16 protein-coding genes and 2 pseudogenes are annotated in these 18549 nt (G+C 74.5%); 6 read left to right on the top strand and 12 right to left on the bottom strand.

Annotated features, from left to right (window positions below; all coding sequences use genetic code 11):
• Positions 1–18: 18 nt before the first annotated feature.
• Positions 19–1098 carry an ATP-dependent DNA ligase gene (locus tag DVA86_RS30555; protein ID WP_208883192.1) on the bottom strand — a complete coding sequence of 360 codons (1080 nt, stop codon included), beginning with the start codon at positions 1096–1098 and terminating at the stop codon, positions 19–21.
• Positions 1099–1175: 77 nt separating this feature from the next.
• On the opposite strand from DVA86_RS30555, the gene ligD reads away from it, so the two are divergent.
• Positions 1176–2198 carry a non-homologous end-joining DNA ligase gene (ligD, locus tag DVA86_RS30550; protein ID WP_208883191.1) on the top strand — a complete coding sequence of 341 codons (1023 nt, stop codon included), beginning with the start codon at positions 1176–1178 and terminating at the stop codon, positions 2196–2198.
• A gap of 58 nt (positions 2199–2256) precedes the next feature.
• On the opposite strand, the gene DVA86_RS30545 is transcribed toward ligD, so the two are convergent.
• Complete coding sequence (locus DVA86_RS30545) at positions 2257–2466, bottom strand: DUF2277 domain-containing protein (protein WP_208883190.1); 210 nt, start codon at positions 2464–2466, stop codon at positions 2257–2259.
• A 29-nt stretch (positions 2467–2495) separates the two neighbouring features.
• Between DVA86_RS30545 and DVA86_RS30540 the strand changes: the two genes are divergently transcribed.
• Positions 2496–3413, top strand: coding sequence for a pseudouridine-5'-phosphate glycosidase (locus tag DVA86_RS30540; RefSeq protein ID WP_208883189.1), 918 nt, complete (start codon positions 2496–2498; stop codon positions 3411–3413).
• Positions 3414–3446: 33 nt separating this feature from the next.
• On the opposite strand, the gene DVA86_RS30535 is transcribed toward DVA86_RS30540, so the two are convergent.
• From DVA86_RS30535 to DVA86_RS30525, 3 genes are all read right to left on the bottom strand, one after another.
• Positions 3447–4046 (bottom strand): Rv1733c family protein, encoded by a 600-nt coding sequence (locus tag DVA86_RS30535; protein WP_425471007.1) that lies wholly within the window; start codon positions 4044–4046, stop codon positions 3447–3449.
• Between the two features lie 196 nt (positions 4047–4242).
• The gene (locus DVA86_RS30530; RefSeq protein WP_245997377.1) at positions 4243–5745 is read right to left on the bottom strand and encodes an LCP family protein; all 1503 of its coding nucleotides are present in this window, start codon (positions 5743–5745) and stop codon (positions 4243–4245) included.
• A gap of 87 nt (positions 5746–5832) precedes the next feature.
• On the bottom strand, positions 5833–7398 hold the full coding sequence (locus DVA86_RS30525) for an FAD-dependent oxidoreductase (RefSeq protein WP_245997375.1): 1566 nt from the start codon (positions 7396–7398) through the stop codon (positions 5833–5835).
• Between the two features lie 260 nt (positions 7399–7658).
• Here DVA86_RS30525 and DVA86_RS35045 point away from each other — a divergent pair, with 260 nt between their 5' ends.
• From DVA86_RS35045 to DVA86_RS30510, 3 genes are all read left to right on the top strand, one after another.
• On the top strand, positions 7659–8603 hold the full coding sequence (locus DVA86_RS35045; RefSeq protein ID WP_222623384.1) for a DUF6227 family protein: 945 nt from the start codon (positions 7659–7661) through the stop codon (positions 8601–8603).
• Positions 8600–10093: a sulfatase family protein gene (locus DVA86_RS30515; protein WP_245997372.1), complete on the top strand. Its 1494-nt coding sequence runs from the start codon at positions 8600–8602 to the stop codon at positions 10091–10093. The genes DVA86_RS35045 and DVA86_RS30515 overlap by 4 nt, the downstream gene beginning before the upstream one ends.
• Positions 10094–10290: 197 nt before the next feature.
• The gene (locus DVA86_RS30510) at positions 10291–11646 is read left to right on the top strand and encodes a transglycosylase family protein (RefSeq protein WP_208883187.1); all 1356 of its coding nucleotides are present in this window, start codon (positions 10291–10293) and stop codon (positions 11644–11646) included.
• Positions 11647–11862: 216 nt separating this feature from the next.
• Here DVA86_RS30510 and DVA86_RS30505 read toward each other — a convergent pair whose 3' ends face one another.
• From DVA86_RS30505 to DVA86_RS30475, 7 genes and pseudogenes are all read right to left on the bottom strand, one after another.
• On the bottom strand, positions 11863–12156 hold the full coding sequence (locus tag DVA86_RS30505; protein WP_245997370.1) for a DUF6343 family protein: 294 nt from the start codon (positions 12154–12156) through the stop codon (positions 11863–11865).
• A 298-nt stretch (positions 12157–12454) separates the two neighbouring features.
• Positions 12455–13186: pseudogene (locus DVA86_RS30500) on the bottom strand (ABC transporter ATP-binding protein); the annotation flags it as partial.
• Positions 13183–14274: an oligopeptide/dipeptide ABC transporter ATP-binding protein gene (locus DVA86_RS30495; RefSeq protein ID WP_208885365.1), complete on the bottom strand. Its 1092-nt coding sequence runs from the start codon at positions 14272–14274 to the stop codon at positions 13183–13185. The gene DVA86_RS30495 and the pseudogene DVA86_RS30500, both read right to left, overlap by 4 nt.
• A 41-nt stretch (positions 14275–14315) precedes the next feature.
• Positions 14316–15278 carry an ABC transporter permease gene (locus tag DVA86_RS30490; RefSeq protein ID WP_208883184.1) on the bottom strand — a complete coding sequence of 321 codons (963 nt, stop codon included), beginning with the start codon at positions 15276–15278 and terminating at the stop codon, positions 14316–14318.
• A 4-nt stretch (positions 15279–15282) separates the two neighbouring features.
• Complete coding sequence (locus DVA86_RS30485; RefSeq protein ID WP_208885364.1) at positions 15283–16251, bottom strand: ABC transporter permease; 969 nt, start codon at positions 16249–16251, stop codon at positions 15283–15285.
• A gap of 182 nt (positions 16252–16433) precedes the next feature.
• On the bottom strand, positions 16434–18023 hold the full coding sequence (locus DVA86_RS30480) for an ABC transporter substrate-binding protein (RefSeq protein ID WP_208883182.1): 1590 nt from the start codon (positions 18021–18023) through the stop codon (positions 16434–16436).
• Between the two features lie 139 nt (positions 18024–18162).
• Positions 18163–18360 (bottom strand): DUF2180 family protein, encoded by a 198-nt coding sequence (locus tag DVA86_RS30475; RefSeq protein WP_208883181.1) that lies wholly within the window; start codon positions 18358–18360, stop codon positions 18163–18165.
• Here DVA86_RS30475 and DVA86_RS35040 point away from each other — a divergent pair.
• A pseudogene (locus DVA86_RS35040) lies at positions 18361–18549 on the top strand (hypothetical protein); the annotation flags it as partial.

The raw sequence follows: 18549 nt of genomic DNA, 5'->3' as shown, positions 1-18549 counted from the left end.
GTTAAGAGACAGCGCCCGCTACTCCGGCAGCTCGTCCGGGGGCGCCAGCACCTCGCGCAGGTCGTAGCTCACCGGCTCCTCCAGCTGCGCGTACGTGCACGAGGCGGGATCACGGTCCGGCCGCCAGCGCCGGAACTGCGTGGTGTGCCGGAACCGGTCGCCCTGCATGTGGTCGTACGCCACCTCGCACACCCGCTCCGGCCGCAGCGGCACCCACGACAGGTCCTTCGTGCCGGTCCAGCGGCTGGGCGCACCGGGCATACGGCCGCGGGTGTGCGCCTCCTCGTCCTGCCAGGCCGCCCACGGGTGGCCCTCGGCGGACTCCATCCGCAGCGGCTCCAGCTCGGCCACCAGCTCCTCCCGGCGCCGCATCGGGAAGGACGCGCAGACGCCCACGTGCTGCAGCCGCCCCGCCCCGTCGTACAGCCCGAGCAGCAGCGAGCCGACCACCGGGCCGCTCTTGTGCTGCCGGTAGCCCGCCAGTACGCAGTCGGCGGTGCGCTCGTGCTTGACCTTCACCATCAGCCGTTCGTCGGGCCGGTACGGCACGTTCAGCGGCTTCGCGATCACCCCGTCCAGCCCTGCGCCCTCGAACCGCGCGAACCACTCCCGCGCCAGCTCGACGTCGCGGGTGGCGGGGGCGAGATAGACGGGCGGGGCGGTGTCGCGCAGCGCGGCGGCCAGCGCGTCCCGGCGTTCGGCCGTGGACCGGCCCATGAGGTCGTCGTCGCCCAGCGCCAGCAGGTCGAACGCGACGAAGGCGGCCGGCGTGGTCTCCGCGAGCATCCGCACCCGGGAATCGGCGGGGTGGATGCGTTCGAGCAGCGCGTCGAAGTCGAGCAGCCCGTCGCGGGCGATCACGATCTCGCCGTCCAGCACGCAGCGCGGCGGGACGTTCGCGCGCAGCGCGGGGACCAGCTCGGGGAAGTACCGGGTGAGGGGCTTGCCCGTACGGCTGCCGAGCTCGATCTCGTCGCCGTCCCGGAAGGCGATGGCACGGAAACCGTCCCACTTGGCCTCGTACTGCATCCCGGCCGGGATCTTCGCCGCGGTCTTCGCAAGCATCGGTTTCACGGGCGGCATCACCGGAAGGTCCATGGTCCCGATTGTGCGGGCGGCCCGTGCCGTACGCCTGCCGGGAGGCGGGCCCCGGCGGAAGCGCCTAACGTGCCCACATGGCAGAGGCACGGCAGCTCACGGTCGGTGAGCGGACGGTACGGCTGTCCAACCCGGACAAGGTGTACTTCCCGGAGCGCGGCTTCACGAAGCTCGACATCGCCGAGTACTACCTGTCCGTCGCCGACGGCGCCGTCCGCGCGCTGCGGAACCGGCCGACGACGCTGGAGCGCTACCCGGACGGTGTGACGGGCGAGTCGTTCTTCCAGAAGCGCGCCCCGAAGTACCTCCCCGACTGGATCCCGACGGCCCGCATCTCGTTCCCCAGCGGCCGGTACGCCGACGAGATCTGCCCGACCGAGCCCGCCGCCGTGCTGTGGGCGGCCAACCTCGGCTGCCTGACCTTCCACCCGTGGCCGGTCCGCCGCGGCGACACCGACCGGCCCGACGAGCTCCGCATCGACCTGGACCCGCAACCCGGCACCGACTACCACGACGCCGTACGCGCCGCCCGCCTGCTGGAGCCGCTGCTGGCCGAGCTGGGGCTGCGCGGCTGGCCCAAGACGTCCGGCGGGCGCGGGCTGCACGTGTACGTGCCGATCGTGCCGGAGTGGACGTTCGCGCAGGTACGGCGGGCCGCGATCGCCGTGGGCCGCGAGCTGTCGGCCCGCGACCCGGAGCGGATCACGATGGCCTGGTGGAAGGAGGAGCGCGGCGAGAAGATCTTCGTGGACTACAACCAGACGGCCCGCGACCGCACCATCGCCAGCGCGTACTCCGTGCGCCCGCACCCCCGTGCGCAGGTCTCCGCGCCGCTGCGCTGGGAGGAGCTGGAGGACGCCCGCCCCGAGGATTTCGACCTCGCCACCATGCCGCGGCGCTACGCCGAGGCGGGCGACGTCCACGCGGACATGGACGACCATCCCTGCCGGCTGGACGCCGTACTGGAGCTGGCCGACCGGCACGAGCACGACCGCGGCATGGGCGACCTGCCGTACCCGCCGGATCACCCGAAGGTGGCGGGCGAGCCGAAACGGGTCCAGCCCAGCCGCGACCGGGACCGCAAGCGCCAGGGCAGCTGAGCGCGGCGGCGGTGCTCACCGGCGCGGGGGCCGGCGGCGGCGCCGCGGGACGCTCCGCTCAGCGGCCGCGTACGACGAGCGACCCGAGCAGTTCCTCCGTCGCCGCGGCGACCTGGTCGACGGCCCGTTCGAAGGCGGCAGCGTTGTGCGGGGCGGGGTCACGGAAACCGGACACCTTCCGCACGTACTGCAAAGCGGCGGCACGCATGTCGTCCTCGGTTACGGCGTCGGCGTACGGGGGACGCAGGGTCTTGATGCTTCGGCACATAAGACGACGGTATACGGACGGAGACCGGGATGACCCTGGCGCTGGCTGACGAGGTACGGGACGCGATGGCGCACGGCCGCCCTGTGGTGGCGCTGGAGTCCACGCTCATCGCCCACGGGCTGCCGCGGCCGCGGAACCTGGAGGTGGCCGCGGAGCTGGAGGACTCCGTACGCGCGGCCGGCGCCGTACCCGCGACGGTCGCGGTGCTCGACGGACGGCCGCACATCGGCCTGGACAAGGCGCAACTGGAGCGGATCGCCACCGACGGCTCGGTGCGCAAGCTGGGGAACCGCGACCTGGCCCCGGCGATGGCGGACGGCGCGAGCGGGGCGACGACCGTGTCGGGCACGGCGTTCCTGGCGGCGCGCGCGGGCGTACGGGTCTTCGCGACCGGCGGGCTCGGCGGCGTGCACCGGGACTGGACACGGGTGCAGGACGAGTCGGCGGACCTGCGGATGCTGGCCCGTACGCGGATCACCGTGGTGTGCGCGGGCGTGAAGTCGATCCTGGACGTGCCCGCCACCCTGCAGCGGCTGGAGACGCTCGGGGTCGGCGTCGTCGGCTACGGCACGGAGACGTTCCCCGGCTTCTACCTCTCCAGCTCCGGCGTCCCCGTGGACTGGACGGTGTACGAGCCGCGGAGCGTCGCCGCCGCGATGCGCGCGCAGGACGGTCTCGGCGGGCCGGACACGGCGCTGGTGGTGGCCAACCCGGTGCCGGAGAACGAGCAGCTGGCGCCCGAACTGCACGACCGGGTGCTCGCGGAGGCGCTCGCGGCCTGCCGCCGCGACGGCGTCTCCGGGCAGGCCGTCACCCCGTACCTGCTGGACTACCTGGTGCGGCACACGGACGGCGCCGCGCTGGAGGCGAACATCGCGGCCGTACGCGGGAACGTGCGGCTCGCGGCCCGCATCGCGGCGGTGTGGACCGCGACGGCGCACACGTAGCCACGGCGCGGACCCGCTGCGTACGGGCCCGGGTCAGGGGGTCTTGCGCCGCCAGCGCGGCTCGACCTCCGCCCAGGCCCGTTCCCACTGCGCGGCGCGCTGCCGGTCGAGGACGGCGCGTACGGCCCGGGTCAGCAGCAGCACCAGCGAGACGAAGACGCCCGCGGAGAGCAGGCCCCACAGCGCGGACTGCAGGACGGCCAGCGCTCCGGCGGGCGGCTCGACCACCTGGCGGCCGTCATCGTCGGTCCACACCTGGGCGGTGGAGCCCTTGCGGCTGTCCTCGGAGACGCGCGCGGTGCCCTCGCGCTCGGTGCCGTCCGGCGCCTCCCAGCGCACCCGCGCCCAGTCGTACTCCGTGTTCGGGGCGGAGTAGACGGTGTCGGAACGGTGGTGGCGCGCGTCCTCGGTGAGGACCGCGGTCACCTGGTGCCGCGAGTCGCGCTGGTCCTGCGCCGCGTCTTGCGAGACCCGGAACATCACAAGCCCGGTGATCAACCCGCCGGCCACCATCAGCAGCGCCGCGGTCAGCAGCACCCAGGCTTCCACCACGTCGGAACGGCGCCGGAGCGGGCTGGGGCGCCACCGCCACCGCCAGCCGCCGGGTTCAGGGTCCTTCGCCGCCCGCTGCATCGCCGACACCCCTTTCCTACGGCGGACCGGAGCTCCCGTCGTCACTCATCCGGGTGCCACGGATGGCGCGGTGCATGCGGACACGTATGCGGGCGGTGCGGGCGCCGTGCCCGCACCGCGCGTGCGTGCGGACCGTACGTACGGCGGCCGTGCGTACGGTGCCCGTGCCTACGGCCCCCGTGCGTACGGCGGCCGCTCAGCCCGCGGGCGCGTCGTCGCAGTCGAGGGTGTCGCCTCGGGCCGGCGCGCCCTCGACGCTGCTGCGGTCGAGGACGACCCGCTCCACCCGTGCGGCCCCGGGCCCCGGCCGTACCTCGAAGACCCGCGGGTGGCCCGGCACCGGCCGCAGCCGCGTGTCCGGCAGGGCCGCCGCCAGCGACTCGGCCTTCCGCTGCCAGCGCGGGTCGTAGCTGATCTCGGTCTGTCCGGGCGGCGCCTCGCCAGTGCCAGTGCCAGTGCCGGCGCCGGCGCCGGGGGCGGGCGCGGTGCGCTCCCGTACGTCGAAGCCACTGGCGCGCAGCCCCCGTTCCAGCGTGTCCGCGGCCCGCGCCCGCTCCGGCGCGGCGTGCACGCGGACCGGGATGTCGGCGGGCGGCCAGGCGACCGGAACGCCGGGACCGGGCAGCGAGTACGCCTCCTCGGTGGTGAGCGGGCGGTCCTCGCGCAGCGCCGCGAACAGCCGCGCGGCCCGCGGCCGGTCCCAGGTCAGGGTGGAGCCCCAGCCCTTGACCCGGTGGTCGAAGTCCGCGAGCGGGACGGTGGCGAACTCGGTGTCCGCGGAGTCCAGTTCGCCCAGCGCCCGGCCCAGTGTCAGCAGCCGGCCGGTGCTCAGGTCCTCGTCGGCGCGGAGCGTACGGAGCAGGGACCGGGCCGTCATGGCGAGCGCGGCCGGGTTCCGGAACAGCCCCTGGTCGCTGAACGTGTCCAGCAGCTCCGCCACGAACCGCTGCTGCCTCCGCATCCGCCCCAGGTCGCCGGAGAGCGGCGGCACGTGCCGGGCGCGGACGTAGCGGAGCGCGTTACGGCCGTCCAGCCGGTGGGTGCCGGCGGGCAGCCGGAGGCCGGAGTTCTTGTCGCGCAGCGCTTTCGCGGTGCAGACGCCGGCACCGCCGATCTCGTCGACGGCCTCGACGAAGCTGCCGAAGTCCGCCTCCAGGTAGTGGTCGACGCGTACGCCCGTGGCCTGTTCCACGGTCCGCACGGTCAGGGCGGGGCCGCCGAGCTTGTGCGCGGCGTTGATCTTCCCGGCGGCCGGCCGTGCGGCCGTGCCCGGCGCGGCGGGGACGGCAGCCGGTGCGCCGCCGCGGGGGAAGGCCACGTACGAGTCGCGGGGGATGCTCACCACGCTGATCCGCCGCCGGTCCTCGGACAGGTGCAGCAGCATCATGGTGTCGGTGCAGTCGCACGCCTCGCCGTTGACGTGCAGCCAGTCCTTCTCCTCGTCGGTCAGTCCGGCCCGCCGGTCCAGGCCGACGAGCAGGAAGTTCAGGCCCGGCCCGGGTGCGGGCCGGGCCGCGCCGTCCGGCATGCCGCCGAACACCTCGACGCGCGGCACGGCGTTCGCCACCGGGAGTTGGACGGCGCCGGTGGCGTAGACGGCGCCGCAGGTCAGCGCCGTACAGAGGGCTCCGGCGAGGGCCGCGCGGCGCAGCCGGGTACGGGATCGCAGGGCTCGGGACGGCCGGGGGTTTCGGGACACAGCACACCTCCGCGGAACGGCAATTTCCGCATACTGCGCCCGGCGCCCGCCCGATACGGCCCGCCGTGCTCCGGCGGGCCGCCCGCGTCACCCGGACAGATCATCATGCGATTCCACCTCGCGCGGCTCCAGCGGCCGCGTGGCCGGTCCCTGGAGCACCGAGCCGTCCACGTCGAACCGCGAGCCGTGGCACGGGCACTCCCACGCGCCCTCCGCGTCGTTGAACCGCACCAGGCAGCCGAGGTGCGTGCAGCGCGCGGACAGCGCCCGTACCTCCCCCTCGGCGGTGCGGTGCACGGCGCAGCGCCGCCCCCGGATGCGTACGATCGCACCCGCGCCCGGCTGGATCTCGTCCGGCGAGTCCACGTACGAGGGCGTCAGCCGCCCGCCGACGAAGTGCCTGGCCACGGTGGACTGCCGCCGCAGCCACGCGGTCGTCTCCCTGGGGTGCAGCCGTACGGGGTCGTACAGCTCGGCCCACGCGGGCAGTGCCGCGCCGGTGATGTGCGCGGCGAGCAGCCGTCCGGACAGGATGCCGCTGCTCATGCCCCAGCCGCCGAACCCGGCGGCGACGTACGTGTGGTGCGTCGCCGGGTGGAAGCGGCCGATGTACGGGACGAGGTCGGTGGTGTCGTTGTCCTGCGTGGCCCACCGGTGGACGAGGCCGGCGTCCGGGAAGCGCTCGTACATCCAGGCGGCGAGGCGTTCGTAGCGGGCGTTGACCGAGCCGATGCCCGCCGTGCCGGGCACGAACTTCTCCCCGGTGACGACCAGCAGCCGCTGCCCTTCCCGGAACGGGTACGGGGCGGTGTGCACGGAGCGGGTGTTCCGTTCGGGCGTGAGGTACATGCCGCCGGGGTCGCTCGCCTCCGGCACGGTCGCGGCGATCACCAGCTCGCGGCGGGGCGACAGCCGGGAGAACATCAACGCCCGGTCGAACACCGGGTAGTGGGTCGCCACGACCACGTCGCGGGCCACCACCACCGCGCCGTTCTCCGCGGTGACCCGGCACGGCTCGCCCTGGTCGAGGCCGACCACGCGGGTGCGCTCGTGGATGAGGCCGCCGCGCCCGCGCAGGTCGGCGGCGAGCCCGAGGAGGTACTTGCGCGGGTGGAACTGGATCTGCCCCGGCACCCGTACGGCCCCGTGCGCCGCGAAGGGCAGCCCCGTACCGGTCACGTACGACGCGTCGAGCCCCGCCTCGCGGGCCGCGTCCGCCTCGTCCCGCATCTCGTCGGCGTGGTCCGCGGACTCCACGAAGGTGTACGCGGGCCGCCGCTCCAGCTCGCAGTCCACACCCAGCTCCGCCGCCACCCGGGCCGCGTGCTCGACGGCGTCCTGCTGCGAACGCGCGTACAGCCGGGCGCCCTCCGCGCCGTGCGTGTCCCGGATCCGCGCGTACACGAAGCCGTGCAGCGCGGACAGCTTGCCGGAGGTGTGGCCGGTCACCCCGGCGGCGATACGGTCAGCCTCCAGCACCGCGACGTGCTTCCCCGCGCGCACCAGCTCCCAGGCCGTTGACAGGCCCGCGATGCCGCCGCCGACGACGACGGTGTCCACCTCCGTCACGCTGTCCGGCGCGAGCGGTGGGCAGGGCCCGGCGGCGGCGGACAGCATCCAGTACGACTCGTAGCCGATCCGAAGTGTGGTCACAGCGTCGTTCTCCTCGTCGCCGCGCGGCCGTTCGACCCCCGCACCGCGCCGTACGGCCCCACTGTGTGATGCCCCGCAGCGGACGGTTCACCCGTGCCGGGAGTGGCGTCTGAGCCGATGTGCGCCGGTCATGACCCACCGCGACGCGCCGGTGCTCCGACCCGGTTCCGCCGAATACCCCCGCACACCGCGTTCGTGGCGCTACGGTGAGTGCCCGCGGGGATCAGTCGGTGGCCACGTGCCGGGAGGGTTCCGCAACAATGGGCGAGACACTGGACGCGACGCCCGGCCGGCATCTGGAGATGCTGCTGGCTCGCGCGCAGAACCCCTTCGACGTCTCGGACCGCGCGCTGCGGCGGCTGGCGGACGCCGTGCTGTGCCAGGTGGAGCTGCAGGGCTGGCATCACCGCAACGACCCGCCGCCCACCCTGCGCTGCAGCAGCTACCGGCACGCGTTCCTGCTGGCCGACGGCAGCAGCGTGTCCCTGTGGGAGCTGCGGCACGACACGGACGCCGGGGACGGGCGGCCGTCGTACGAGATATACGAGAGCGAGACGTCGCTGCGGCGCTCCCAGGACCGGGTGCGCCAGCGGCTGGGCGGTGCGACGGGGACGGGGACGGGGACGGACGAGGCGTACCCGGAGGACGGCTTCGGGACCGGGGACGCGTACGGCGCCGGGGACGCGTACGGGACCGGGGACGCGTACGGCATCGGCTTCGACCCTCCGGGCCGCGACCCGGACCCGGACCCGGACGGCGGGCTCGACAGGCTCGGCGACGCGGACCCGCCGGGCGGTCCCGACGGCCCCGGTCGCGGGTTCTTCGAGTTCCTGTCCCTCACCGGCGAGACCGCCCGCCGGCGCGCGTACCGGCAGCGCAACTCCCCCGACCACGCCCGCCGGCTGCTGCGCCGCGCCGAGAACGACGACCGTCCGGGCGAGGACACGCTCCGGCTGCTGTCCACCGCGCGCGGCCACGAGATCGTGCACGTGCCCAAGCCGCACAGCTCCGTGCCGCCGTACCACGTGTGGTGCTCGGTGTACGAGCACGCGTTCCTGCTCGCCGACGGCACCGAGATCAGCCTGTACGAGCTGGAGCACAACCTCACCGGCACCGGGCGGCTGGTGTGCGAGGTCTATCTGGAGGAGGCGGTCGCCGACCAGGCCGCCCAGCGCCGCGCCCGCGACCGGGGACTGGAACTGTGAGCGAAGACCAGCAGGCAGGGCCCGACGGCGGAAGACCGGCCGACGGCGGCAGACCGTACGGCGTGGGACCCGGCGGCGGAAGACCGTACGGTGAACGCCCCAACGTCGTCGTCGTGCTGACGGACCAGCAGCGCTGGGACACCACCGGAGCTCACGGCAACCCCGTCGGCGTCACCCCCGTCTTCGACGAGCTCGCCCGCACCGGCACGCACGTCGAGCAAGCCATCACGCCCCAGCCCGTGTGTGCCCCCGCCCGCTCCGCGCTGCAGACCGGCCGCTGGCCGACCGGCACCGGCGTCTTCCGCAACGGCCTCGCGCTGGACCACGAACTGCCCACCCTGGCCCGTTCCTTCGCCGACGCCGGGTACGTCACCGGCTACATCGGCAAGTGGCACCTGGCCGCCGAGGCGGCCGGGCACGGCCCGGTGCCCGCCGAGTACCGGGCGGGCTACCAGCGTTGGCTGGCGAGCGAGGTCCTCGAGTTCACCTCGGACGCGTACCACACGGTGGTGTACGACGAGGCGGGCGAGCCCGTACGGCTGCCCGGCTACCGTTCGGACGCGCTCATCGACGCGGCCGTCCGCTTCCTCGCCGACCACCACGACCGGCCGTTCCTGCTGTTCCTGTCGCTGCTGGAGCCACACCACCAGAACGCCACCGACGACTACCCCGCGCCGGAGGGCTACGCGGAGCGGTACACCGGCCGCTGGCTGCCGCCCGACCTCGCGGCGCTCGGCGGCTCCGCCCCCGGCGGGGCGCCGCACCGCCATCTCGGCGGCTACCTCGGCCAGATCAAGCGCGTGGACGAGGGCGTCGGCCGGCTCCGCGACACCCTGCGCAGCCTGGAGCTGACGGACAGCACGGTGCTGGCCTGGACGGCCGACCACGGCTCCCACTTCCGTACCCGCAACGAGGAGTACAAGCGCAGCGCCCACGACGCCTCCGTACGGGTGCCACTGGCCCTGACCGGGCCGGGGTTCAGCGGCGGCGGGCTGATCCGGCACCCGGTCAGCACGGTCGACCTGGTGCCGACGCTCCTCGACGCGTGCGGCGTTCCCGTGCCGGAGACGGTGCAGGGACGCTCCTTCCTGCCGCTGGTGGGCGGCGGCAGCGATCCGGGGCGGCCGGACGAGGTCTTCATCCAGATCAGCGAGTCCCAGGTGGGGCGCGCGGTGCGAACCGCGCGCTGGAAGTACGCGGTCACCGCACCCGACGCGGACGGCTGGCACGACGCGTCCGCCGCGCGCTACGTCGAGACGGAGCTGTACGACCTGGCGGCCGACCCGTACGAACTGGACAACCTCGCCGGGCTCAGCTCGCATCGCGAGGTGGCCGCCACCCTGCGGCACGCGCTGCTGCGCTGGATGGCGCGGGTCGGCGAGGAGACGCCCGTCATCGACCCGGCGCCGCCGCACGGACGACCGGGGCGGCGCGCCGAACCCGAGGTCCGCCAACTCCCCTGGAAGGGGGTGCGCTTCGGTCACCACTGACCGGCAGTGACCGGGAGTGATCAGAAGACAAGGGCGGCGAGTCGGCGGTGACCTGGGGTGAACCCTGGGCGCCCGGGGTGGGCCTTGTGTGACGTTATCGCCACCCGTAGTGTTTGGCTCGCTCGCCAACTCCCCCGCCGGGGAGACCAGTTGCCGCAGCACACCGGCGCCCCAGAGGCGCGGGGAGGATTGACGCTATGCCTGCACGTGGGCGCCACCGCCGTTACAAGCCCAGTTCCGTTTCCCGCGCTTCGCTCACCGTCACCGCGGGCAGCGCGGGCATAGCCCTGCCCCTGGTAGGGGCCGCCAGCCCGGCGCAGGCCGCGTCCGAGGACACCTGGGACAAGGTCGCGGAGTGCGAGAGCACCAACAACTGGGCGATCAACACCGGGAACGGGTACTTCGGCGGGCTGCAGTTCACCCAGAGCACCTGGGAGGCCTTCGGCGGCACCGAGTACGCGCCCCGCGCCGACCTCGCCACCAAGGCGCAGCAGATAGCCGTGGCGGAGAAGGTCCTCGACGGGCAGGGCCCCGGCGCCTGGCCCAGCTGCGGGCCCAGGGCCGGACTCAGCAAGGGCAGCGCAGACCACCCCGAGCCGCCGGATCCGCGCCCCGAACCCCGCCCGCGTACGGCCTCTGCGCCGAAGGACCGCGCCGCGCAGGACGCAGGACAGAAGCGCGCGGAACCGAAGTCGGACCGCGAGGAACGCGCCGAACGGGCCCGGTCGGAACGGAAGAAGCAGGCCACCTCGTACGAAGTCGTGGGCGGCGACAGCCTGTTCTCCATCGCGAACGCGCACGACGTGGACGGCGGCTGGCAGTCGCTGTACGAGCGCAACCGCGACACCGTCAGCGACCCCGACCTGATCTACCCGGGCGACGAGCTGCGGCTGTCCGGCCCGGCGGCGAAGCCGAAGCCGCGTGCGGACGCTCAGCCTGACGCGAAGCCCGAGGCCAAGCCCGAGCCGAAGCCCGAGCCCAAACCGCGGGCCGACACGAAGCCCGAGCCCAAGCCGAAGCCGGAACCCGAGGCGAAGCCGAAGCCCAAGCCGGAACCGAAGCCCAGCGCGGAGCGGAAGGCCGAGCCGAAGGCCGAACCCAAAGCCGAGCAGAAGGTGAAGCACCGCGCGAAGCCCGACAAGGGCCCCTCCGTGAGCGTCCCGGTCAGCGGCGTCAGCCCCAGCACGCCGTACCGCGCCTCGGGCGCCAGCTGGTCCTCCGGCTACCACACGGGCGTCGACTTCCCCGTCTCCACGGGCACCACGGTCAAGGCCGTCGCCGACGGCAAGGTGGTCTCGGCGGGCTGGTCGGGCGCGTACGGCTACGAGGTGGTGCTGCGGCACGACGACGGCAAGTACAGCCAGTACGCCCACCTGTCGGCGATCACCGTACGGTCCGGGCAGACCGTCAACGCCGCCCAGCGCATCGGCCGTTCCGGCTCCACCGGCAACAGCACGGGCCCGCACCTCCACTTCGAAGTCCGCACGGGTCCGGGCTACGGCAGCGACATCAACCCCCTCGCGTACCTGCGGGGCCGCGGAGCGTCTGTCTGATCCGACCGTACGTGTGGCTCGCGGCCGTCCCGTATTCCGCCGGACCCTCGACGTCGTGGTTGCGCACCACGGCGGCGGGAGAGTGTCGGCGTGCGACGCCGACAAGATCCCGCCTCTGGGCGGGCGCGAACGCCCGCCCCTTCCCGCCGCAACGACGCGTAACCAGGCTCCGAGAGTCCGGCGGTGTACACGACGACCGCAGCCGGGCGCGTGCGGCTAGTGGGAGCGTTCGCGGTGGCGGCGGCGGAGGACCACCGCCAGGTCCGTCAGGGCGAAGAGCGACAGCGCTGCGCAGATCAGGGTCAGGGTGCGCAGGGAGCCCGTGCTGGGTGCTTCTCCCGGGCCCGTCTGCGTCATCCACCACCAGAACAGCCCGGTGCCCGCGAGGAAGACGGGCAGGAACAGCGACGACAGCAGCAGCCGCAGGCGCAGGTCGCTGCGCGCGGTCACGGGCTCGGTGCCGGTGCGTTCCCAGCGGCGTCCGACGACGCCGGAACGCGACCTCGGCACGGGCCCCGCGGGCCGCCGTACGCGCCTGCGTTCAGGTCCTCTGATGCGGTTCCGGTCCGGCATGTCCGCCGCCACCTTCCGACGAGCTGCCCTGGCCGCTGTCCGCGGCCGGCCTCCCGCTTCCAGTGTCCGACAGGCCGCCGCCCGTCGCAGCGTCCACGGCCGTGGCCGTGGCCGTGGCCGTGGCCGTGGCCGCGCCAGCGTCCGCGCCCGCGCCCGCGTCCGTACGGGACGGGGCGGGCACCGGCACACGTACGGCACCCACCCCGTCCCGTACGCCGTCCCCGCCGCCGTGCTCCACCGTGCGGTCGCACCAGCGGCGCAGCAGCGTACGGTCGTGCCCGACCGCGAGCAGGGCCGCGCCGCTCTCCGCCCGATACGCCTCGACCACCGCGACGAGCGCGGCCGTCGTGGAGGCGTCGAGCATGGCGGTCATCTCGTCGCAGACCAGCAGCCGCGGCCGGAGGATCAGGGCGCGGGCGAGGCAGGCGCGCTGAAGCTGGCCGTCGCTGACCTCGTGGGGGCGGCGGGCGAGGAGGTCGTCGTCCAGACCGACCGCCTCGGCCAGTTCGCCGCACCGCGCGGCGGCCTCGGCGGCGCGCCCGTTGGCGTGCAGCGGCTCGGCGATCAGGCGGGCGAGGGTGAGCCGGGGGTCGGCGGCCAGGCGTGGTTCCTGGAAGACCAGCCCGACGGCCGTACGCTGCGCGCGCGGCGCGCGGTGCCGCCAGCCGCGTACGGGTTCGCCGCCGAGCAGCACCGAGCCCCCGCGGGGGCGGTGCAGCAGGGCGGCGACCCTGGCCAGGGTCGACTTGCCGCAGCCGCTCGGGCCGACGAGGGCCACGGCCTCGCCCGTGCCGACGGTGAGCGTCACGTCGCGGAGGACGGGCGCCTGGCGGCCGTACCCGGCGGTGACCCCGCGCAGCGCGAGCGCAGGAGGCGCGGACGGCGCGGACGGCGCGGCAGGCGGGGAAGGCGGGGAAGACCCGGCAGGCCCGGCAGGCCCGGAAGACCCGGGACGCGCGGCGGTCATCGGCGGCCACCCCCTCGCGGCGCGGAGCTCCCGGCCGACGCCCCGCTCCCGCCCGGCGCCGACGGCACGCCATCGGCCGCGCCCGTACGGAGGCGCGGCGCAGGCACCTCCGCCCGCTCCGGCGTCAGCGGGTGGTGGCATGCGGTGCCGTCGGCCAGCTCCGGTACGACGGCGCACGCGTCGCTCGGCGTGGCCCGTACGACGGGGCAGCGCGGTGCGAAGGCGCAGCCTTCCGGCAGGTTGCCGAGCTCCGGTGGCAGGCCGGGGATCGGGGCGAAGGCGCGCTCGGGGAGCGCGTTCAGCAGGCCGTGCGCGTACGGGTGCCGGGGCCCGGGGGTGCCGAAGAAGGCTTCGGCGTCGGCGACTTCGACGATGCGGCCCGCGTACATCACCGCCACCCGGTCGGCGATTCGCTCCGCCGCCGCCAGGTCGTGCGTGATGAGCAGCAGGGCGCGGCCGTCGCCGGTGTGGCGGCGGAGCTCGTCGACGGTGTGGTCGACGAGGTCGCGGTCGAGGCCGGTCGTCGGCTCGTCCGCGAGCAGCAGCGGCGCGTCCCCGACGAGCGCCAGGGCGGTGGCCGCGCGCTGGGCGAGCCCGCCGGACAGCTCGTGCGGGTAGCGGTCGAGGTGGTCGGCGGGGAACGCGGCCCGCTCGGCCGCCGCGACCGCCGCGTCGTGCGACGCGGGCCGCCGGGCGCCGGTCAGCTCCCGTACGGTCTCCTCCAGTTGGCTGCGGACCGTCCGTACGGGCGTGAGGTGCGCGGCGGGGCTCTGCGGTACGAGGCCGACGCGGCGGCCGCGTACGGAGGCCGCCAGGGTGTGCTCGTCGGCCCCGATCAGCTCGACGTCCCCTGAACCGTCCCCGCCGACGTCCCCACCGGCGTCCGCGGAACCGCCCCCGGAGCCGTCCCCGCCGCCGCGCAGGCGTGCGCTGCCCCGCAGTTCCGCGTTGCCGGGCAGCAGCCCGAGCAGCGCGCCCGCCAGTACGGACTTCCCGCAGCCGCTCTCGCCGACCAGCGCCAGGCACTCCCCCGGCGCCAGTTCGAACGACACGTCGGTGACGGCGGCGATGTGCCGCCCGGCGCGCATCCGGAACCGTACGGACAGCCCGGACACGGACAGCAGCGCGCTCACAGCATCAGCTCCGATCGGCGGCGCGGGCTGAAGCGTTCGCGCCAGGCGCCCGCAAGGCCCGCGATGGCGAGCGTGGGGATGATGATGAACAGCCCCGGGAACAGCGTCGGCCACCAGTCCCCCGCCAGCAGCGAGCCGCGGGCCGCCTCGGTGAGCCCGCCGAGGCTGGCCCGGTGCGCGGGGAGCCCGAGGCCGAGGAACGACAGCGCGGACTCGTGCCAGATGGCGTGCGGCACCATCAGTACGGCCGCCAGCACCGCCTGCGGCAGCACCCCGGGTACGAGGTGGCGGACGGCGACGCGCGTACGTGACGCGCCGCCGGAGACCGCCGCGTCGATGTACGGGCGTGACCGCAGCGACAGCACCTCGGCGCGCACGATCCGGGCGGTGGACAGCCAGTGGGTGAGGCCCACGGACAGCACCACCGGCCAGATGCCGGGCCGGAACATCGCCACGATGAAGATGCCGAGCAGCAGGTGCGGCACCGCGGCGAAGACGTCCACGACCCGCATCACGAGCCGGTCCGCGCGCCCGCCGAGCGCGCCGGCCAGCGCGCCGACCGCCGTGCCGATGACGCTGGCGACCAGCGCGGCGACGACGCCGACGAGCAGCGAGACCCGCAGCCCGTACACGCAGCGCAGCAGCAGGTCGCGGCCCACGCTGTCGGTGCCGAAGGCGTGTTCCCAGGACGGCGGCCGCAGCTTGGCGGTCAGGTCGACGGCCTGCTGGTCGAGGGGGAAGAGGAGCGGCACGAGCAGCACGGAGAGCACGACGGCGGCCAGCACGGCGGCGGAGACCCGCACCCGGAGCGCACGCGCGCGGGGGCGGTCCGCGCCGCGGTCCGTACGGGCGCCGCCCCGCGTACGAGCGCCTGAGCGCTCCGTACGGAGGGACCAGCCGCCCTTCGTACGGGCGCCGCCACCGGTGTCCGCCTCCGCCTCACGCTTGATGTCCGCCATGGCGTCACAGCTCCTCGTGGGCGACGCGGGGGTCGGCCAGCCCGTACAGCAGGTCGGCGAGCAGGTTCCCGGCGAGCACCGCGAGCGTGGCGAGCACGGTCAGGGCGGCGAGCAGCGGGAAGTCGGTCGCGGTGGCGGCCTCGACGGTGGCCGAGGCGATGCCGGGCCAGGAGAAGACCGTCTCGATCAGCAGCGCGCCGGTGATCAGCTCCGGCACGCGGGAGCCGAGCAGGGTCAGCACCGGCAGCAGCCCGGAGCGCAGCGCGTGCCCGAGCAGTACGGTCCGCTCCCGCAGCCCGCGGGCGCGGGCGCCGCGTACGGCGTCCTCGCGCAGCGCGTCGCCGACGCCCTGCCGCACGTACAGCAGGAACCACGGCAGCTGCGACAGGGCCAGCACCGAGGCGGGCAGCACGAGATGGCGCAGCAGCGCGCCCGCGGTGACGGTGTCGTTGCCGGTCTCGGTGAGCCCGCCGGCGGGCAGCAGGTCGAGCTGGAGCGCGAAGAGCCACACCGCGAGCAGCCCGGTCCAGAACGGCGGCGCCGCCTGCAGCACGTACGCCAGCGTGGTGACGCAGCGGTCGAGCGCGCCGCCCTGCCGCCGGGCGGCGGCGACGCCGAGGCCGGTGCCGAGGAGGACGGCGAGGACGAACGCGACCGAGCACAGCAGCGCGGACCAGCCGAGGCGTTCGGTGATGACCTGGGCGACGGGCTGCCGCAGCGACACGGAGTCGCCGAGGTCGCCGGTGACGGCGTGGCTGAGCCAGCGCCACCAGCGTTCGGTGAAGGGGCCGTCGAGGGCGAGGTTGGCGCGGAGTTCGTCCAGCGTCTCCTGGGAGGCGCTGCGTCCGGCGGTCCCCGCGTACTGCGCGACGGGGTCGAACGGCGAGGCGGCGGCCAGCGCGAACACCCCGAAGGTGACGGCCGCGAGCACCGGTACGGCGGCCAGCAGCCGGCGGCCGGTGAGCCGCGCCATGGCGGCCCAGGGCAGGGACCGGCGCGTACGCGCCGGGGTGCGCGTGCCGGTACGCCGTTCCGCCGCGGCACCGGCGGGCGCGGAGACGGAACCGGACGCGGAACCGGAACCCGAACCGGAACCCGAACCGGAACCGGAACCAGACGCGGACCCGGACTCGGGCGGCGCGGTGTTCTGGGGCCTCACTTCTCCGGCTGCCAGTCCTCGACGTTCCACCACGGCCCGAAGCCGAGCCCGTGGTCGTGCGGCTCGGTCTGGGTGCTGACGCCGGTCCAGTCGTCGTTCATCACGTACGTGTGGTCGATGTGCGTGAGGAAGGTGTAGCCGGGGTCGTCGGCGAGTTCGCGCTGCACCGTGCCGTACGCCTTCATGCGCGCGGCGCGGTCGTCGGTGTGCCGTCCGGTCTCGAGTGCCTTGTCGACGGCGGGGTTGTCGTAGGCGGCCATGTTGTTGAAGCCGTCCAGGGCGACGGAGGAGTGCAGCAGGGTGTAGAGGTCGAAGTCGGGGTCGGCGGGGCTGCCGCCGCCCGCGAGGACCGCGTCCTTCTTCATGCGGGGCTCGATCACCTCCCAGCTGCCGGACTCGACGGTGATGTCGATGCCGGCCCGCTTGGCGTCGGAGGCGTAGGCGAGGGCGTGCTCCTGGCGGAGCTGGTCGCCGGCCGGGTACCAGAGTGTGAACTCCGCGCGCTGCCCGTCCTTGGCGCGTATGCCGCCCTTCCCCGCCTTCCAGCCCGCCTCGTCGAGGATCTTCCGCGCGGCCTTCAGGTCGTGCCGTCGCTCCGTCCCCTTCGCGAACCAGGGGCTGTCCGCGGGCACCGGCCCGTATGCCTGCTTGCCCGCGCCCTCCAGGATGGAGCGGACCATGGCGCCGCGGTCGACGGCGAGGTCGAGCGCGCGGCGTACGGCGCGGTCGCGGGTGACGGCGTCGCCGGTCGGCAGGGTGACGGCGCGGTAGTCGGCGCTGCGGGCGGCGAGGGTCCGCTTGCCGTCGGTGTCCTTGAACGTCTTGGCGAGATTGGGCGGCAGGATCGCGCCGTCGAGGTCGCCGGAGCGCAGCCGGGTGGCACGTACGTCGTCGTCCTCGATGATCGCCATCGTGAACTTCTCCACCTTCGGCGCGCCGCCCCAGTAGCCCGGGTTGGCCTTGAAGGAGAGCTTCTCGCCCTTGCGCCAGCCGGTCAGGACGTACGGGCCGGTGCCGACCGGCTTCGTGTTGTACGCGCCGGAGTTGACGTCCTGCCCGGCCGCGGCCTTCGCGCTGGCGATGGGGAGGACGGTGCGCTCGGCGAAGGCGGCGTAGGGGTACTTGAGCCGGAAGACGACGGTGTCGTCGCCCTTCGCCGTGACGCTCTCGACGGCGTCGAGCTCGCCGCGGCTGGGGTTGTTGGTCTCCGGGTCCAGCACGGTCTCGTACGTGAACTCCACGTCCCGCGCGCTGAACGGGCTGCCGTCGCTGAACTTCACGCCGTCCCGCAGCGTGTACGTGTACGTGCGGCCGTCGTCGCTGACCTCGGGGAGCCGGGTGGCGAGCGCGGGGCGCAGCTTCATGCCGGCGTCGTGCCGGAGCAGCCCGTCGAAGATCTTCGAGTTGCCGTCCTTGCCGTAGCCCAGGAGCGGGCTGAGCGTGTCCGGCTCCTGTGCGATGCCGACGGTGAGCGTGCCGGAGCCGCCGCCCCCGCCCTCCGGGTTCGAGCAGCCCGCGGCCGCCGCCCACACCGCTGAGACAGTCAGCACGGCGGCCGCCGTACGCGCGCCGGTTCGGGCCGTCATCTCCCCACCCCTACTGAAGATCGGATGTTCTTGCGGACTGTGCTTCTTGCAATCAATCCGCAATTAAACCATCGTCACTCGAACACAGGGACGCCCAGGTGGCCCTCACGGTGGCGTACGGGGCGCGGTTCCGCCCGGGTCAGCTCTCCGCCTCGCGGCACGTGCCGCAGGAGAGCCGCCGGGCGCTCGGCGTGTGCGTGGCCCGGCCCGTGCCGTGCACGGCGTGGACGGTCTCCACGCCCGTGTGCGCGTGGTCGCGGCAGAGGCCCGCACCGCAGCGGTGGCAGACCGCCACGGCGGTCCGCTCCCGGTCCGGAGGACAGTCGAAGCAGTTCATGTGTGTCCGCCCCTTCCGCGCTCGTGGCGTGCGCGGTCCGGGTGCCCGCCCGCGGCCTCCCGTAAACCGGAGCGGCTGCCCGCGCCCCCGCCGTCCCGCGACTACCCCGCCTGGCTGGCCCGCCCGGACCAGGAGTCCCCCGCCGCCCCCTGGGCGACGGCCCTTGACGGCCTGGGGGCGCCCGGCCAC

The sequence above is a fragment of the Streptomyces armeniacus genome (assembly GCF_003355155.1).
Classification (GTDB): domain Bacteria; phylum Actinomycetota; class Actinomycetes; order Streptomycetales; family Streptomycetaceae; genus Streptomyces; species Streptomyces armeniacus.
Note: the sequence above shows the minus strand (reverse complement) of the source record. Positions and strands in the feature narration are given on the sequence as shown.

Coding starts and splice junctions, on each gene's coding strand:
- DVA86_RS30545 (WP_208883190.1), bottom strand. CDS start 2,466: ATGTGCCGAAGCATCAAGACCCTGCGTCCCCCGTACGCCGACGCCGTA.
- DVA86_RS30475 (WP_208883181.1), bottom strand. CDS start 18,360: ATGAACTGCTTCGACTGTCCTCCGGACCGGGAGCGGACCGCCGTGGCG.
- DVA86_RS30490 (WP_208883184.1), bottom strand. CDS start 15,278: ATGGCGGACATCAAGCGTGAGGCGGAGGCGGACACCGGTGGCGGCGCC.
- DVA86_RS30540 (WP_208883189.1), top strand. CDS start 2,496: ATGACCCTGGCGCTGGCTGACGAGGTACGGGACGCGATGGCGCACGGC.
- DVA86_RS30535 (WP_425471007.1), bottom strand. CDS start 4,046: ATGCAGCGGGCGGCGAAGGACCCTGAACCCGGCGGCTGGCGGTGGCGG.
- DVA86_RS30495 (WP_208885365.1), bottom strand. CDS start 14,274: ATGCGCGCCGGGCGGCACATCGCCGCCGTCACCGACGTGTCGTTCGAA.
- DVA86_RS30480 (WP_208883182.1), bottom strand. CDS start 18,023: ATGACGGCCCGAACCGGCGCGCGTACGGCGGCCGCCGTGCTGACTGTC.
- DVA86_RS30510 (WP_208883187.1), top strand. CDS start 10,291: ATGCCTGCACGTGGGCGCCACCGCCGTTACAAGCCCAGTTCCGTTTCC.
- DVA86_RS30555 (WP_208883192.1), bottom strand. CDS start 1,098: ATGGACCTTCCGGTGATGCCGCCCGTGAAACCGATGCTTGCGAAGACC.
- ligD (WP_208883191.1), top strand. CDS start 1,176: ATGGCAGAGGCACGGCAGCTCACGGTCGGTGAGCGGACGGTACGGCTG.
- DVA86_RS30485 (WP_208885364.1), bottom strand. CDS start 16,251: ATGGCGCGGCTCACCGGCCGCCGGCTGCTGGCCGCCGTACCGGTGCTC.
- DVA86_RS35045 (WP_222623384.1), top strand. CDS start 7,659: ATGGGCGAGACACTGGACGCGACGCCCGGCCGGCATCTGGAGATGCTG.